7 protein-coding genes and 3 tRNA genes are annotated in these 14,980 nt (G+C 56.3%); 6 read left to right on the forward strand and 4 right to left on the reverse strand.

Annotation, left to right across the window (positions count from 1 at the left end):
- Window positions 1–151 precede the first annotated feature (151 nt).
- The 3 genes from ptrA to recD are packed head-to-tail and all read left to right on the forward strand — an operon-like array spanning window position 152 to window position 8,435.
- Entirely contained in the window at window positions 152–3,040 is a 2,889-nt protein-coding gene (gene ptrA / locus AAZT04_RS17060; protein ID WP_434681085.1) for a pitrilysin, read from the forward strand.
- Window positions 3,037–6,588 carry an exodeoxyribonuclease V subunit beta gene (recB, locus tag AAZT04_RS17065; RefSeq protein ID WP_434681044.1) on the forward strand — a complete coding sequence of 1,184 codons (3,552 nt, stop codon included), beginning with the start codon at window positions 3,037–3,039 and terminating at the stop codon, window positions 6,586–6,588. Before ptrA ends, recB begins: the two co-directional genes overlap by 4 nt.
- Window positions 6,585–8,435, forward strand: a complete 1,851-nt coding sequence (gene recD, locus AAZT04_RS17070; protein WP_046372762.1) for an exodeoxyribonuclease V subunit alpha — start codon at window positions 6,585–6,587, stop codon at window positions 8,433–8,435. Before recB ends, recD begins: the two co-directional genes overlap by 4 nt.
- Window positions 8,436–8,474: 39 nt before the next feature.
- On the opposite strand, the gene argA is transcribed toward recD, so the two are convergent.
- Window positions 8,475–9,800: an amino-acid N-acetyltransferase gene (argA, locus tag AAZT04_RS17075; RefSeq protein WP_041414902.1), complete on the reverse strand. Its 1,326-nt coding sequence runs from the start codon at window positions 9,798–9,800 to the stop codon at window positions 8,475–8,477.
- Between the two features lie 239 nt (window positions 9,801–10,039).
- Here argA and amiC point away from each other — a divergent pair, with 239 nt between their 5' ends.
- A complete protein-coding gene (gene amiC, locus AAZT04_RS17080; protein ID WP_046372763.1) occupies window positions 10,040–11,290 on the forward strand; it encodes an N-acetylmuramoyl-L-alanine amidase AmiC in 1,251 nt (416 codons plus the stop codon).
- A 311-nt stretch (window positions 11,291–11,601) separates the two neighbouring features.
- Window positions 11,602–13,011 carry an MFS transporter gene (locus AAZT04_RS17085; RefSeq protein ID WP_434681047.1) on the forward strand — a complete coding sequence of 470 codons (1,410 nt, stop codon included), beginning with the start codon at window positions 11,602–11,604 and terminating at the stop codon, window positions 13,009–13,011.
- Window positions 13,012–13,138: 127 nt separating this feature from the next.
- Here AAZT04_RS17085 and AAZT04_RS17090 read toward each other — a convergent pair.
- The 3 genes from AAZT04_RS17090 to AAZT04_RS17100 all read right to left on the reverse strand — a co-directional run bounded on the left by AAZT04_RS17090 (window position 13,139) and on the right by AAZT04_RS17100 (window position 13,495).
- Window positions 13,139–13,215 (reverse strand) — tRNA-Met (locus AAZT04_RS17090).
- Between the two features lie 64 nt (window positions 13,216–13,279).
- Window positions 13,280–13,356, reverse strand: a tRNA-Met gene (locus tag AAZT04_RS17095).
- A gap of 62 nt (window positions 13,357–13,418) precedes the next feature.
- Window positions 13,419–13,495: transfer RNA gene (locus AAZT04_RS17100), tRNA-Met, on the reverse strand.
- Between the two features lie 213 nt (window positions 13,496–13,708).
- On the opposite strand from AAZT04_RS17100, the gene mltA reads away from it, so the two are divergent.
- A complete protein-coding gene (gene mltA, locus AAZT04_RS17105) occupies window positions 13,709–14,851 on the forward strand; it encodes a murein transglycosylase A (RefSeq protein WP_020828385.1) in 1,143 nt (380 codons plus the stop codon).
- The last annotated feature ends 129 nt before the right edge of the window (window positions 14,852–14,980 follow it).

Consider the following 14,980-nt stretch of genomic DNA (forward strand, 5'->3'; position numbering starts at 1 on the left):
GTAAAAATAATTAGGGTTATATTCAACTATCGGGGTCAGCTCCGGTCTTACATAACGTACAAGCATATAGATATTATTGTGTTGTTTTGATGTACGCCGTCAACGTCAGGGATTTGGCGCGACGGCGTCAGAATAGGGGTTTATTTTGGATATGCGCAGACAGTTGGCCCGCATCACCGGGTTAGTATTATTGGTTATGTTTTGGGCACCGTTGAGCTGGGCCGCACAGGGATGGCAACCGCTGGCGGAGAAGATCAACAAAAGCGATCACGATCCGCGTCAGTATCAGGCGATCAAACTGACGAACGGCATGACCGTGCTGCTGGTGTCCGATGCTCAGACACCAAAATCGCTGGCGGCGCTGGCGCTGCCGGTGGGCTCGCTGGAGGATCCGAACAGCCAGCTTGGGCTGGCGCACTACCTGGAGCACATGGTGCTGATGGGATCCAAGCGCTATCCGCAGCCGGAAAACCTGTCCGAGTTTCTAAAGAAACACGGTGGCAGCCATAACGCCAGCACCGCCTCTTACCGCACCGCATTCTATCTGGAAGTGGAAAACGATGCCCTGGCCCCGGCGGTAGACCGCATGGCGGATGCCATTGCCGAGCCGATATTGGATCCAGGCAATGCCGATCGCGAACGTAATGCAGTGAATGCCGAGCTGACGATGGCACGTTCGCGTGACGGTATGCGCATGGCGCAGGTCGGGGCGGAAACGCTAAACCCGGCTCACCCGAGTGCGCGTTTTTCCGGCGGTAACCTCGATACCCTGAAAGACAAGCCCGGCAGCAAGCTGCACGACGAGCTGACCGCATTCTATCAACGCTATTATTCCGCCAATCTGATGATGGGGGTGTTGTATAGCAATCAACCCTTACCGGCATTGGCTGAACTGGCGGCCAAAACCTTTGGCCGCGTACCAAACCATGATGCCAGCGTACCGCCGATAACCGTCCCGGCCGTCACGCCTGAGCAACAGGGGATCATTATTCACTATGTGCCGGCCCAGCCGCGCAAGCAGTTGAAGGTCGAGTTCCGCATCGACAACAACAGCGCTGAGTTCCGCAGTAAAACTGATACCTATATCGCTTACCTGATTGGCAACCGCAGCCAAAACACGCTGTCGGACTGGCTACAGAAGCAAGGGTTGGCGGATGCAATCAATGCCGGGGCCGATCCTATGGTCGATCGCAACGGCGGGGTGTTTTCTATCAGCGTTTCGCTGACCGATAAAGGCCTGGCCAAACGTGACGAGGTGGTTGCCGCAATTTTCAATTACCTGAAGATGTTACGCAGCGAAGGCATCAAGCAAAGCTATTTTGATGAGATCTCCCACGTACTGAACCTGGATTTCCGTTATCCCTCGATCACCCGTGATATGGATTATATCGAATGGCTGGTGGATACCATGCTGCGCGTGCCGGTCGAACATACGCTGGATGCGCCTTACCTGGCCGACCGCTATGACGCCAAAGCGATTGCCGAGCGTCTGGACGCCATGACGCCGCAAAACGCACGCATCTGGTTTGTCAGCCCGAATGAACCGCATAACAAAACGGCCTACTTCGTTAATGCGCCATATCAGGTCGATAAGATTACGCCGCAGCGCTTCGAGCAGTGGCAGCAATTGGGCAAGGGGATCAGTCTGTCGTTGCCGGCCTTGAACCCGTATATACCTGATGATTTCAGCCTAACCAAGCCTTCGCACGAGTTCAAAAAACCGGAGATGGTGGTCGACCAACCGGGCCTGCGGGTGTTGTATATGCCGAGCCGCTACTTCGCCGACGAGCCTAAAGCCGACGTTACAGTGGCGTTCCGCAATGCAAAAACCATGGACTCGGCGCGCAACCAGGTGCTGTTCTCGTTGACCGACTATCTGGCGGGAATTTCGCTGGATCAGCTGAGCTATCAGGCCTCGGTTGGCGGCTTGAGTTTCTCTACTTCACCGAACAACGGTCTGCAATTCAACGCCAACGGCTTCACTCAGCGTCTGCCGCAGTTGCTGACGTCGTTGATTGAGGGATACTCCAGCTTCACGCCGACGGAAGACCAACTGGCGCAGGCCAAATCCTGGTATTTGGAGCAACTGGATTCTGCCGAGAAGGGCAAAGCCTTCGAACTGGCGATTCAGCCGGTGCAGATGGTTTCCCGCGTGCCGTACTCCGAACGCAGCGAGCGCCGTGAGGTGTTGAAAACCCTGACGCTGAAAGACGTGCTGGCCTACCGCGACAGTCTGCTGGCCGATGCTACACCGGAGTTGCTGGTGGTGGGCAATATGAGCAAGCAACAGGTGGATACGCTGGCCTCCACGTTGAAACACCGTCTGGGATGCACCGGTATTGAATGGTGGCACGGCGAAGACGTTGAAGTGGCTAAAAAACAGCTGGCCAACCTGCAGCGTGCCGGCAGCAGCACCGACTCGGCGCTGGCAGCGGTCTATGTGCCGACCAGCTATGACGAAGTGACCGGCATGGCCTACAGCTCGCTGTTGGGCCAGATTATTCAGCCGTGGTTCTACAGTCAGCTGCGTACCCAGGAGCAATTGGGCTATGCGGTATTTGCTTTCCCGATGTCCGTGGGGCGGCAGTGGGGGATTGGTTTCCTGTTGCAAAGCAACAGCAAGCAGCCGGCATATCTGTACCAGCGCTATCAGGATTTCTACCCGAAAACCGAAAAACGCCTGCGTGAGATGAAACCGGCCGACTTTGAACAGTACAAGCAGGCGATGATCAACGAGTTGAAACAGCGCCCGCAAACCCTGAGTGAAGAGGCTGGCCGTTTTGCCAATGACTTCGATCGCGGCAATTTTGCGTTTGATACCCGCCATAAGCTGATTGAGCAGATCAAGCAACTGACGCCGGTCAAATTGGCGGACTATTTCCATCAGGCGGTGATCCAGCCGCAGGGTCTGGCGGTATTGTCGCAGGTGAGCGGCAGCGGCCAGGAGAAGGCGGATTATGCCGTGCAGCCGGAGTGGGTGACTTATCCTAATGCGTCCGCACTGCAGCAAACTATGCCACGTAAGGTCGCTACACCATGACAGAGAGTACCCCGCAGCGGCTTGATCCGCTAACGTTGCCGCTGTTTGGCGAACGGCTGATAGAAGCCTCGGCGGGGACCGGCAAGACCTTTACCATCGGGGCGCTGTATCTGCGCCTGCTGCTTGGCCTGGGCCAGGCGGCAGCGTTTCCCCGGCCGCTGACGGTAGAGGAGATCCTGGTGGTGACCTTTACCGAGGCCGCCACCGAGGAGTTGCGTGGGCGTATTCGCAGCAATATCCATGGGTTGCGTATTGCCTGTGTCCGTGGCCGTAGCAAGGATCCGTTATTTACCTCGTTGATGGCGGAGATTAAAGATCTGCCCGACGCCGCTGCGCAGCTGTTGGCGGCCGAGCGGCAGATGGACGAAGCGGCGATATACACCATCCACGGTTTCTGTCAGCGTATGCTGACCCACAACGCCTTCGAGTCCGGCATTCTGTTTGAGCAAACTCTGGTGCAGGATGAGTTGCCGCTGCGTCGCCAGGCCTGTGCGGATTTTTGGCGTCGCCATTGTTACCCGTTGCCGCTGGGCGTGGCCCGGGCGGTAAGTCAGGAATGGAGCGGCCCGGAAGCCCTGCTGGCCGATCTCTCCGGTTATTTGCATGGCGAAGCACCGCTGTTACGACGACCGCCGAAAGATGACGAAACGGTGCTGATGCGCCATGAGCAAATCGTGGCGCGTATTGACGCCATTAAAGCGCAGTGGGTGTCGGCAGCAGGCGATCTGGAAGCCTTAATCAGCCAGTCCGGCGTGGACAAGCGCAGCTACAGCAGCAAACATCTGCCCAACTGGCTGCATAAGGTGGGCGAATGGACGGTGCTGGAAACGCAGGACTATCAGCTACCGAAAGAGCTGGATAAGTTCCGCCAGTCGGTGCTGTTGGATAAAACCAAAAAAGGCGAGCCGCCACGTCATCCGCTGTTTGTGGCTATCGACGAACTTTTTGATGAACCGCTGACGCTGCGAGATTTGATCATGGCGCGGGCATTGAGCGAGATTCGTCTTTCTATTCAGCAAGAAAAGCGTCAACGAGCCGAGTTGGGCTTTGACGATTTGCTCAGCCGTTTGGATAGCGCACTGCACAGTGAAGGTGGCGATCGGTTAGCGCAGGCGATCCGTCAGCGTTATCCGGTGGCGATGATCGATGAATTCCAGGATACCGATCCGCAGCAATACCGCATCTTCCAAAAGCTTTACGTTGGCCGCCCCGAATGCGGCCTGCTGCTGATAGGCGACCCGAAACAGGCGATTTATGCCTTCCGCGGTGCCGACATCTTTACCTATATGCGAGCCCGCTCAGAGGTAAGCGCCCACTATACGCTTGAGACCAACTGGCGCTCGTCACCGGCAATGGTCGGCAGCGTTAACCATCTGTTTGCTCAGGTGGAAAAACCCTTCCTGTTCAGCCAAATTCCCTTTATTGACGTGGCCGCCGCCGCAAAAAACCGGGGCTTGGCTTTTGAACTGCAAAACCAACCGCAACCGGCAATGCAATTCTGGCTGCAGCAGGGAGAAGGTGTTGGCGTTAGTGAGTACCAACAATTGATGGCGCGCCTGTGTGCCACGCAAATCCGTGACTGGCTCAGCGCCGGGCAACAGCAGCAGGCTTGGCTGGTGGATGGCGATAAACGCCGGGCGGTGCAGGCTTCAGACATTACCGTGCTGGTGCGTAGCCGTAACGAGGCGGCGTTAGTTCGCGATGCACTCAGTGCGCTGGCCATTCCTTCGGTTTATTTGTCCAACCGCGACAGCGTGTTTGATACGCCAGAGGCCAAGGATTTGCTGTGGTTGCTACAGGCCGTGCTGGCACCGGAGCAGGAGCGTACCTTGCGCAGCGCTATGGCGACCGGGCTGATGGGATTGGACGCATTGGTGCTGGACAGTTTGAATCAGGATGAGCGCGCCTGGGATAGGCTGGTCGACGAGTTTGACGGCTATCGCTCCCTCTGGCTGCGCCGGGGGGTATTGCCGATGTTGCGCGAGGTGATGAAGCAGCGCCATCTGGCAGAAAACCTGTTGGCCACGCAGGGTGGCGAGCGTCGATTGACCGACGTGATGCATTTGGGGGAACTGTTGCAGGAAGCCTCAGCCCAGCTCGACAGCGAGCATGCGCTGGTACGTTGGCTGGCGCAGCAGATTGCCCAACCCAATCGACAGTCTGACAACCAACAGCTACGTCTGGAAAGCGATCGCCATCTGGTGCAGGTGATCACCATCCATAAATCCAAAGGGCTGGAGTTTGATCTGGTGTGGCTGCCGTTCGTCGGTAATTTCCGCCAACAGCAGCAGGTGCTGTATCACGATCGCCAGAGCTTCCAGGCTTTGCTCGACCTCAACGCCGATGAAGAAAGTATCGAATGGGCGGAGGAGGAGCGACTGGCGGAGGATTTACGCCTGTTGTACGTGGCGTTGACCCGTTCGGTGTATCACTGCAGCATCGGTATTGCGCCGCTGATCCAAGGCACCCGCAAGAAGCAGGGGGATACCGATTTACACCGCAGTGCGCTGGGCTATCTGGTGCAAGCCGGCCAGGCCGGCGATGCGGCCTATCTGCAGCAATGCCTGCAACAGCTTGTCAGGGAAGGCGTTGCGCTGTCGCTGGTCGACACGCTGGATGAACAGCCCTGGTTGCCACAAACGCCGGAATTGAGCGAACTGGCCGCTAAAGGTTTTTCACGTCAGGTCCAGGATTTTTGGCGAGTGACCAGCTATACCGGCTTGCAACAGCACGGCGTGGGCCTGATGCAGGATTTATTGCCGCGGCTGGATGTTGATGCCGCAGGCGAGCAAGCTCAGGACAGTGAACCAGCGCTCACACCGCACACTTTTCCGCGCGGTGCTACGCCAGGGACTTTCTTGCACAGCCTGTTTGAAACGCTCGATTTTACCCAACCGCTCGATGAACAGTGGCTGCTGGAGCAACTGCAACAACAAGGCTTTGCCGAACATTGGCAACCGATACTGCTGGCGTGGATGCAGGTGTTGCTCAACACTCCGCTCAATGAGACCGGTGTCGTGCTGTCGGCATTGGCGCCACAGCAAAAGCAGGCGGAACTGCAGTTTTATCTGCCGATCGACAGGCTGTTGCAGGCCCGTGAGCTGGATGCCCTGGTGAAAAACTACGATCCGCTTTCTGCTCGCTGCCCGGCACTGGATTTCCAACAGGTGCAGGGAATGTTGAAAGGGTTTATTGACCTGGTGTTCTGCTGGCAGGGGAAGTACTACCTGCTGGATTACAAGTCCAACTGGTTGGGCGAGGACAGCAGTGCCTATACCCGGCCGGCGATGGAGCAGGCGATGGCAGAACACCGTTACGATCTGCAGTATCAGTTATATACCCTGGCGCTGCACCGTTATCTGCGCCATCGGCTGGTGGACTACGACTATCAACGGCACTTCGGCGGGGTGATTTATTTGTTCCTGCGCGGGGTGGATGCGCAGCATCCAGGCAACGGCATCTTCGCCTGTCGGCCAGAGCAAGCGTTAGTCGAGGGTATGGACAGGTTGTTCAGCGGCGAGGCCATTACGGCAGAGGATGAGCCATGATAGCTTTACTGGAACAGGCGCAGGCACTCGGCGTGCTGCGCCCGCTGGATTTACAGTTTGCCCGCGTGGTGGCCACAGCGGACCAGCCGGATATTTTATTGGCTGCCGCTTGCCTCAGCGCCGAGGCGGGTGCCGGCCATGTTTGCCTGATGCTGGAACAGTTGTTGCCGGAGAATCTTTTTGACGGACGTCAGCCAGAGCTGGCGCAGGCTGTGTGGTTGGCGGCCGGGCAGCCCGATCTGACCGACTGGCAGCAGCGCCTGTCCGCCAGTGCGGCGGTTGGCGATGGCAGCACGGCGATGCCGATGGTGTTGCAACAGCAGCGTTTGTACCTGCAGCGCATGTGGCAGAACGAAGGTGAGGTTGCCGATTTTATCAGCGGTGACAGCCTCCATCAGGCGGTTGAAGAAGCCGAGCTACGCACCATTCTCGATCAATTATTTGGCGAAGCGACCGACGAACCGGACTGGCAGAAAATTGCCGCCGCGGTGGCCGCCACGCGGCGCATTGCCGTCATTTCCGGCGGACCGGGCACCGGTAAAACGACCACCGTGGCCAAGCTGTTGGCCGCGTTGGTGCAGCTTGCCGAAGGCCGACGTTTGCGCATTCAGTTAGCGGCACCCACCGGTAAAGCGGCGGCGCGCTTGACCGAATCCTTGGGCAGCGCCGGCAGGCAACTGGCGCTAACGCCGGAGCAACGTGCGCTGTTCCCAACCGAAGCCTCCACTCTTCACCGTCTGCTAGGCGCTCAGCCCAACAGCCAGCGTATGCGTTATCACCGTGGCAACCCGCTGCATCTGGATGTACTGGTGGTCGATGAAGCCTCGATGGTTGACCTGCCGATGATGGCGCGCCTGATTGCCGCTTTGCCTGCTCAGGCGCGGGTGATTTTCCTGGGCGATCGCGATCAGCTGGCTTCGGTTGAGGCTGGCGCGGTGCTGGGCGATATCTGCCGCTTTGCCGAGCAAGGTTATAGCGTGGCACGGGCAGAACAGCTCTCGCGGCTGACGGGTTGTCTGCTGCAGGGGCAAAGTGCCGAGGCGGAGGCAGCCGTGCGCGACAGCCTGTGCCTGCTGCGTAAGAGCTATCGCTTTGATGCCAACTCGGGCATTGGTCAACTGGCCTTTGCGGTAAATGCCGGGGATGGCAAGAAGGCAGCATGGGCGCTGGGCGGCAATTTCAGTGACGTTACGGGGCACCCGTTGGCGGAAACGCAAGACTATCAGGCACTTTTGGATGCGTGCGTGGCGGGCTATCGTGATTATCTGCAGCAGGTGGCGACAGGTGCTGACGCGGTGACGATACTGGCTGCGTTTGGCCAATTCCAGGTGCTATGCGCGCTACGAGAGGGGCCATTCGGTATTGCCGGATTGAATGAGCGGATTGAAACGGGACTGCAACGCGCCGGTTTGATCCAGCGTAAGCCAGGAACTGCGGGGCGCTGGTATCCGGGGCGTCCGGTGATGATTGGGCGTAATGACAGCGCGCTGGGGTTGTTCAACGGTGATATCGGTATTGCTTTGCGAGATGAGAGCGGCGAGCTGCGCGTTCATTTCCAGCTGCCGGACGGTAGCATTAAGTCGGTGCAGCCGAGCCGTTTACCGGCGCATGAAACCGCCTATGCGATGACGGTGCATAAATCGCAGGGCTCGGAGTTCGATCATACGGTACTGGTACTGCCCAATCATTTCTTGCCGGTGCTGACCCGCGAACTGGTGTATACCGCGATTACCCGGGCGAGGAAGCAGCTTTCGCTGTATGCCACCGAAGCCGTTTTACTACGGGCGATCCGCACCCCGACCCAACGCCGCAGTGGGTTGGCAGAGCGGTTACAGATAACGGGTTAAGAGAGAGCTTGGGGCGCAGCATGCTGCGCCCGCCACGGATTACAGATCGGCCAGCAGAATTTTGGAACGGCGTTGGTAGTTGTACAGCGCCTGTTTTTGCATTGGCAGCACGTCAACTTCCGCCGGGGTGAAACCGCGCTCCTGGAACCAGTGGATGCTGCGGGTGGTCAGCACGAACAGTTTACGCAGGCCCATCTGGCGCGCCTGACTCTCCACCCGCTGCAGCAACATTTCACCGCGTGATGAGCTGCGGTAATCCGGGTGCACCGCCACGCAGGCCATCTCGCCGATTTTCTCTTCCGGGAACGGATACAGCGCCGCGCAGGCGATGGTCAGGTTATCGCGTTCAATAATGGTGAACTTGTCGATCTCCATTTCCAACTGCTCACGTGAGCGGCGAACCAAAATGCCTTGCTGTTCAAGCGGACGGATCAGTTCGAGGATGCCGCCGATGTCGTTAATCGTGGCCCGGCGCACCTGTTCCGCGCTCTCCATGACGATCTGGGTGCCGATACCATCGCGTGAGAACAATTCCTGCACCAGAGCGCCATCTTCCTGATAGCTGATCAGGTGGCTGCGGCGTACGCCGCTGCGACAGGCCTTTACCGCGCCGCGCAGGAAGCGCACGGTGCCGGAATGGTAATCACCGCTCTCTTCCAGTTCTTCGATGCGTTTCTGCGCATCGTTGGGAAACAGTTCGGAAATGATATTGCCTTCCTGATCGGTGACCCCTTGAGACGAGCAGAAGCCGATCATCTTCTCGGCTTTCAGCTTGATGGCCAACTGGGTCGCCACTTCCTCTGACGTCAGGTTAAAGCTTTCGCCGGTAACCGAAACGGCAACCGGGCCGATTAGCACAATGGCGTTGCTGTCGAGCTGACGATGAATGGCTTCTTCATCAATACGACGGATACGGCCGCTGTGGCAGTAATCCACACCGTCATCGATACCCAGCGGTTGGGCAATGATAAAGTTACCGCTAACCACGTTGATATGCGCACCCTGCAGCGGTGTGTTGTTGAGGCTCATTGACAGCCTGGCGGTGATATCCAGTTGCAACAGGCCTGCTGCTTGTTTAACCAGCTCAAGGGTGTGGGCGTCGGTAACGCGCGTATGTTTGTGATAAATCGGTTCGTAATTATGCTGCGCCAAATTAACGTCGATTTGCGGCCGTGCGCCATAGACCACCACCAAACGAATGCCCAGGCTATGCAGCAGCCCGATATCGTTGACGATGTTGGAAAAGTTCTCATGTTCGATGGCTTCCCCACCAAGCATGACGACAAACGTCTTGCCACGGTGGGCGTTGATATAGGGAACTGAGTGACGGAATCCTTGGACCAGCTCTGTACTACGTTCCTTCACGGCCAAACCTCATTTGCATATTTATACGGTATTTTTGTATTTTTATTCTTTTATTGGTCTGATGGCAAGTGGGAAATTGTCTCTATTTCTTTGCTAAGGGCGCTGAATCGTTAATAAATTGAAAAACCATAAAAAGATTTTCTGATGACAGCGCCGGAATGATTGGTTAAAGTTTTCGGCATTCCCGTTTACTGGTGTTTTTTTCATCTGTTTTAATCTGTTACCACTGCCGGAGTCGCATGCCAAACTCAAATCACAATCTGGGCCGCCGTCGTTTATTGCAGGGGGTTGCCGCTAGCTGGTTGCTGAGTGTGAGTCGGGTGGGCGTCGCCGCTTCGTCGCACGTCATCGCCGTACGTGTCTGGCCTTCGTCTACCTATACCCGAGTGACGCTCGAATCTAACGTTGAACTGAAATATAAACAGTTTGCGTTGACCAATCCCGATCGCGTGGTGGTGGATATCGAGGGCGTGCAGCTCAACAGCGTGCTTAAGGGCATTGTCGGCCAGGTACGCGACGACGATCCTTACCTGAAACAGGCGCGTGTCGGCCAGTTCGATCAAAACACCGTCAGGCTGGTGCTGGAGCTTAAACGCAGCGTCACGCCCCACATGTTTACATTGGCGCCGGTGCCGGAATACCGCAATCGTCTGGTGATGGATCTGTACCCGAGCAAGGGCGGCAGCGGCGAAGACTATGATCCGCTGTTGGCGTTACTGGAAGATTACAACAAGGGCGATCTTGAGCGCACTTTACCGGCGGAAGCACCGCAGGCCGGTAAAGCAGGGCGCGATCGGCCTATTGTCATCATGCTGGATCCCGGCCACGGTGGTGAGGACCCCGGTGCGATTGGCAAATTCAAAACGCGTGAAAAAGATATCGTACTGCAGATTGCCCGTCGCCTGAGCACCTTAATCAAGCGTGAGCCGAACATGAAGGTGTTTATGACGCGCAATGAGGACGTCTTCATTCCGCTTAAGGTGAGGGTGGCTAAGGCACGTAAGCAGCGCGCCGATCTGTTTGTGTCGATCCATGCGGATGCCTTCACCAACCGTGCCGCGCGCGGTTCGTCGGTATTTGCGCTGTCGACCAAGGGGGCCACCAGCTCGGCGGCCAAGTTCCTGGCGCAGACCCAGAACGAATCGGACCAAATCGGCGGCGTCAGCAAAAGCGGCGATCGCTATTTGGATCACACCATGTTTGATTTGCTACAAACCGCAACCATCAACGACAGCCTGAAATTCGGCAAGGAAGTGCTTAACCGAATGGGTAAAATTAACCGTTTGCATAAGAATCGTGTCGATCAGGCCGGTTTTGCGGTGTTAAAGGCGCCGGATATCCCCTCTATCCTGGTTGAAACGGCGTTTATCAGCAACATAGAGGAAGAACGCAAACTGCGTACTACCCATTTCCAGCAGCAGGTGGCGGAGTCTATTCTCGCAGGTATCAAAGCGTATTTTGCTAACGGCGGTGCGGTTGCACGCAGCTAGAGGGCGGCGGCGGGGATCTACAGACCGCTGCGCTTTCGCAATAACTGTATTCCTGAACAAGCTGGAGTTTGCCCCAACGGCGAATGTTTTGCCGAGTCTGCTCATCTCTGATTTTCTCTGAAACTGGCGACGAAAAAGTCGCGAATCCTATCGGCAGCACCCATTTCGTTGCCCCTTCACCGGCAATCGTCAAGCCAGTGGTTGGCTGCAATAAGAGTGACTCCCCATTCCTCATCTGCTAAGGCTCCAGATCCTGGTTCGTCGACTCGCTCACATTCTGAGGCACCGGCGCGCAAAATCCGCGTTGCACATTGATAAGGAATAAAAAATATATTCTATTAAAAAATATATTTTATTCGCATAAAAAAGGATATCCCGTGTCAATGTCCGCAAACGAAGGAATGCAGAGCATTCAGGAAATGGTAGACAGCACGGGGACGCGTCGCGGCCAAGTGCTGTTGCTGACTATGTGCGCGCTTTGTCTTCTGTGTGATGGTTTCGATATCCAGGCCATGGGTTATGCCGCACCGGCCATTCGGGATGCCTGGTCGCTGGAAACCGCGGTGCTGGGCCCGGTGTTTAGCGCCGGATTGGCCGGCATTGCCATCGGTGCCTTTGCTCTGGGCTGGCTGGCCGATCGCATTGGGCGTAGGCCGTCCATCATTTCTGCCACGCTCATTTTTGGCGTATTCACCCTGTGTTCTGCCTTCGCCCAGAATGTTAACCAACTGATGGCGTTCCGTTTCCTTGCCGGTATAGCCTTAGGCGGCGTGATGCCAAACTGTATTGCATTGGTTGTCGAATACAGCCCCTTACGCCAGCGAGCGACCTATATCACCGCGATAACCTGTTTTTTTGCGATCGGCGGTGGGCTGGGTGGCGTTACCGCGGCTTTGCTGATCCCGCTCGTCGGCTGGCAGGCTATTTTTATTCTCGGGGGGCTTTTGCCGATTATCCTGGCGATTTCTATGTGGGCTTACCTGCCGGAGTCGGCACAATGGATGTTGAGATGCGGAAAGGGAGAAGCGGCAATTCGTTCAACCTTGCGAAAAGTGTTTCCGGAGCAGCAGGCCATGAGCGTCGATCTTTCCAACAGCCATGTTGGCATGCAGCGCGCCAAAGCCACGGTGGTTGATCTCTTTCGAGATAACCGTGCCACGTTCACCTTGCTGCTTTGGCTGGTGAATTTTATGAATCTTATCGATCTCTATTTTTTGGCAAATTGGCTGCCAACCCTGATCAAGGACGCGGGCCTGTCGCTGGAAATCGCCAATTTAGCCACGGGAGCATTACAGTTTGGCGGAGTTTTAGGCACTCTGGCGCTGGGTCGCCTGATTGATAAATTCGGGGCTTACAGCGTGCTTATCACGGGCTTTTCAATTGCGGCCCTTTCAATAGCCGCGATAGGTTTTGAGCCGAAAAATCTGCTGATACTGTTCAGCTCGGTCTTTGTTACGGGCGTTTTCGTCGTCGGCGGCATGCCGGGAGTAAATGCGCTGGCTGCCGGCGGTTACCCGACATTTTTGCGTTCAACCGGTTTAGGTTGGGGGCTGGGTATAGGGCGGGGCGCTTCGATGCTCGGGCCTCTATTGGGGGCTGCACTGATTGCCCGCCATTGGATGGCATCCGATCTGTTGCTGCTTGCGGCGGTGCCAGCGGTGGTATCGGCGTTAGCCATTGGGGGGATGTGGCTGCAAAAACGTGAAAGTCATTATGATTGATTGGGTGTGCTAACCTGATTTCATTAACGTTAGGGAGAGGGCGTTGTTCGCGGGAGTAAAATCGGGATTGGTGGATTTCAGATACAAAAAAACACCCGTTAAGGTGCTTGTCTGTGATCATTAAGATTGGTTGCGGAGGCCGGATTTGAACCGACGACCTTCGGGTTATGAGCCCGACGAGCTACCAGGCTGCTCCACCCCGCGTCCGTCTTAATGCTTGTATTATCGTAAACCAACTTTCATAAGATACCGCTGGTACAGTATCGGTTGGTTGCGGGGGCCGGATTTGAACCGACGACCTTCGGGTTATGAGCCCGACGAGCTACCAGGCTGCTCCACCCCGCGTCCGTATAATACTTTTTTCATCGAATCCAACACTTACTTGATACTGCTCTTGCAGTATCGGTTGGTTGCGGAGGCCGGATTTGAACCGACGACCTTCGGGTTATGAGCCCGACGAGCTACCAGGCTGCTCCACCCCGCGTCCGATGGAAGCGCACTATACTCTCCGTGCATTTTGTTGCAACCCTTTTTGCATTTTATTGAACTAAAACAGCCTTTCTGTCGAATAAGTCCGCAACTTGCGTTCTTTTTCATCATTATCCGGTCAAGGGCTTTTTTTATAGGGGGCGATTCCTTTATCTATGGGCGTTTGTTATCGTTCGCCGGGAGATCATATCAGTTGAGAGTGTGCGCGATGAAAGGACGTTGGGGCAAATACCTGCTGGGCGGGTTAATGGTAGCGATACTGGCAGGCTGTTCGTCAAAGCCGACCGATCGGGGACAGCAATATAAGGATGGACGCCTGGATCAGTCGCTGGAGTTGGTGAATCAACCCAACGCGAAAGGTGTACCGGTTAATGCCAAGGATTATTCAGATCAGCTGATGGAGATTAAATACGCTTCTCCTTCACTTTTTAATCGCAACAACACCACCTATCAGGCAGTACAGAACTGGATGGCCTCCGGCGCCGATACGCGCAACCTGAACCAGTACGGCCTCAGCGCTTACCAGATGGAAGGCGTAGACAACTACGGCAACGTTCAGTTTACCGGTTACTACACGCCGGTAGTGCAGGCGCGCTATACCCAGCAGGGTGAGTTCCGTTATCCGCTGTACCGCATGCCGCCAAAAGGAAAAGGCCGTCTGCCCGATCGCGCGGGTATTTACTCAGGCGCGTTGGATGACCGTTATATCGTGGCGTACACCAACTCCCTGATGGACAACTTTATGATGGAAGTCCAGGGCAGTGGCTATGTGGATTACGGCAACGGCCAACCGTTGGTGTTCTTCGGCTACGGCGGCAAGAACGGCCATGCTTATCGCAGCATTGGCAAGGTACTGATCGATCGCGGTGAAGTGGCGAAGGCAGATATGTCGATGCAGGCGATTCGTCAGTGGGCGGATACCCATAGCGCGGCAGAAGTGCGTGAGCTGCTGGAACAAAACCCTTCCTTTGTCTTCTTCCGTCCGGAGGCCTTTGCACCGGTACGGGGTGCCAGTGCGGTGCCGCTGATCGCCAAAGCCTCGGTGGCCTCCGACCGTTCACTGATCCCGGCGGGTACCACGCTGCTGGCGGAGGTACCACTGCTGGACAACAAGGGTAAATTCACGGGAAAATATGAGATGCGCCTGATGGTGGCGCTGGACGTGGGTGGGGCGATCAAAGGCCAGCACTTCGATATGTACCAGGGCATCGGGGCTGACGCCGGTCACTCGGCGGGTTATTACAACCACTATGGCCGCGTTTGGGTGCTCAAAGGCGCCAACGTAAACGCGCCGCTGTTTACCAGCCAGACCAGCTCCGCCTCCGGCGGTTCGCTGTTGGTCACCCGTTAACGGCATCAGGCTTTACCCGATAAATTTCAGGCTGGTCGTATGACTGTGGCTTGAAAGGCGACGGGTATACCGATATTGACCCGCAAGGGCCGGATCCTCCGGCCCTTATCATTTGCAAAGTTAAGGTAA

The sequence above is a fragment of the Serratia sp. Je.1.23.a genome (assembly GCF_051129805.1).
Lineage (GTDB): Bacteria > Pseudomonadota > Gammaproteobacteria > Enterobacterales > Enterobacteriaceae > Serratia > Serratia liquefaciens.

Coding starts and splice junctions, on each gene's coding strand:
- ptrA (WP_434681085.1), top strand. CDS start 152: ATGCGCAGACAGTTGGCCCGCATCACCGGGTTAGTATTATTGGTTATG.
- amiC (WP_046372763.1), top strand. CDS start 10,040: ATGCCAAACTCAAATCACAATCTGGGCCGCCGTCGTTTATTGCAGGGG.
- recB (WP_434681044.1), top strand. CDS start 3,037: ATGACAGAGAGTACCCCGCAGCGGCTTGATCCGCTAACGTTGCCGCTG.
- mltA (WP_020828385.1), top strand. CDS start 13,709: ATGAAAGGACGTTGGGGCAAATACCTGCTGGGCGGGTTAATGGTAGCG.
- recD (WP_046372762.1), top strand. CDS start 6,585: ATGATAGCTTTACTGGAACAGGCGCAGGCACTCGGCGTGCTGCGCCCG.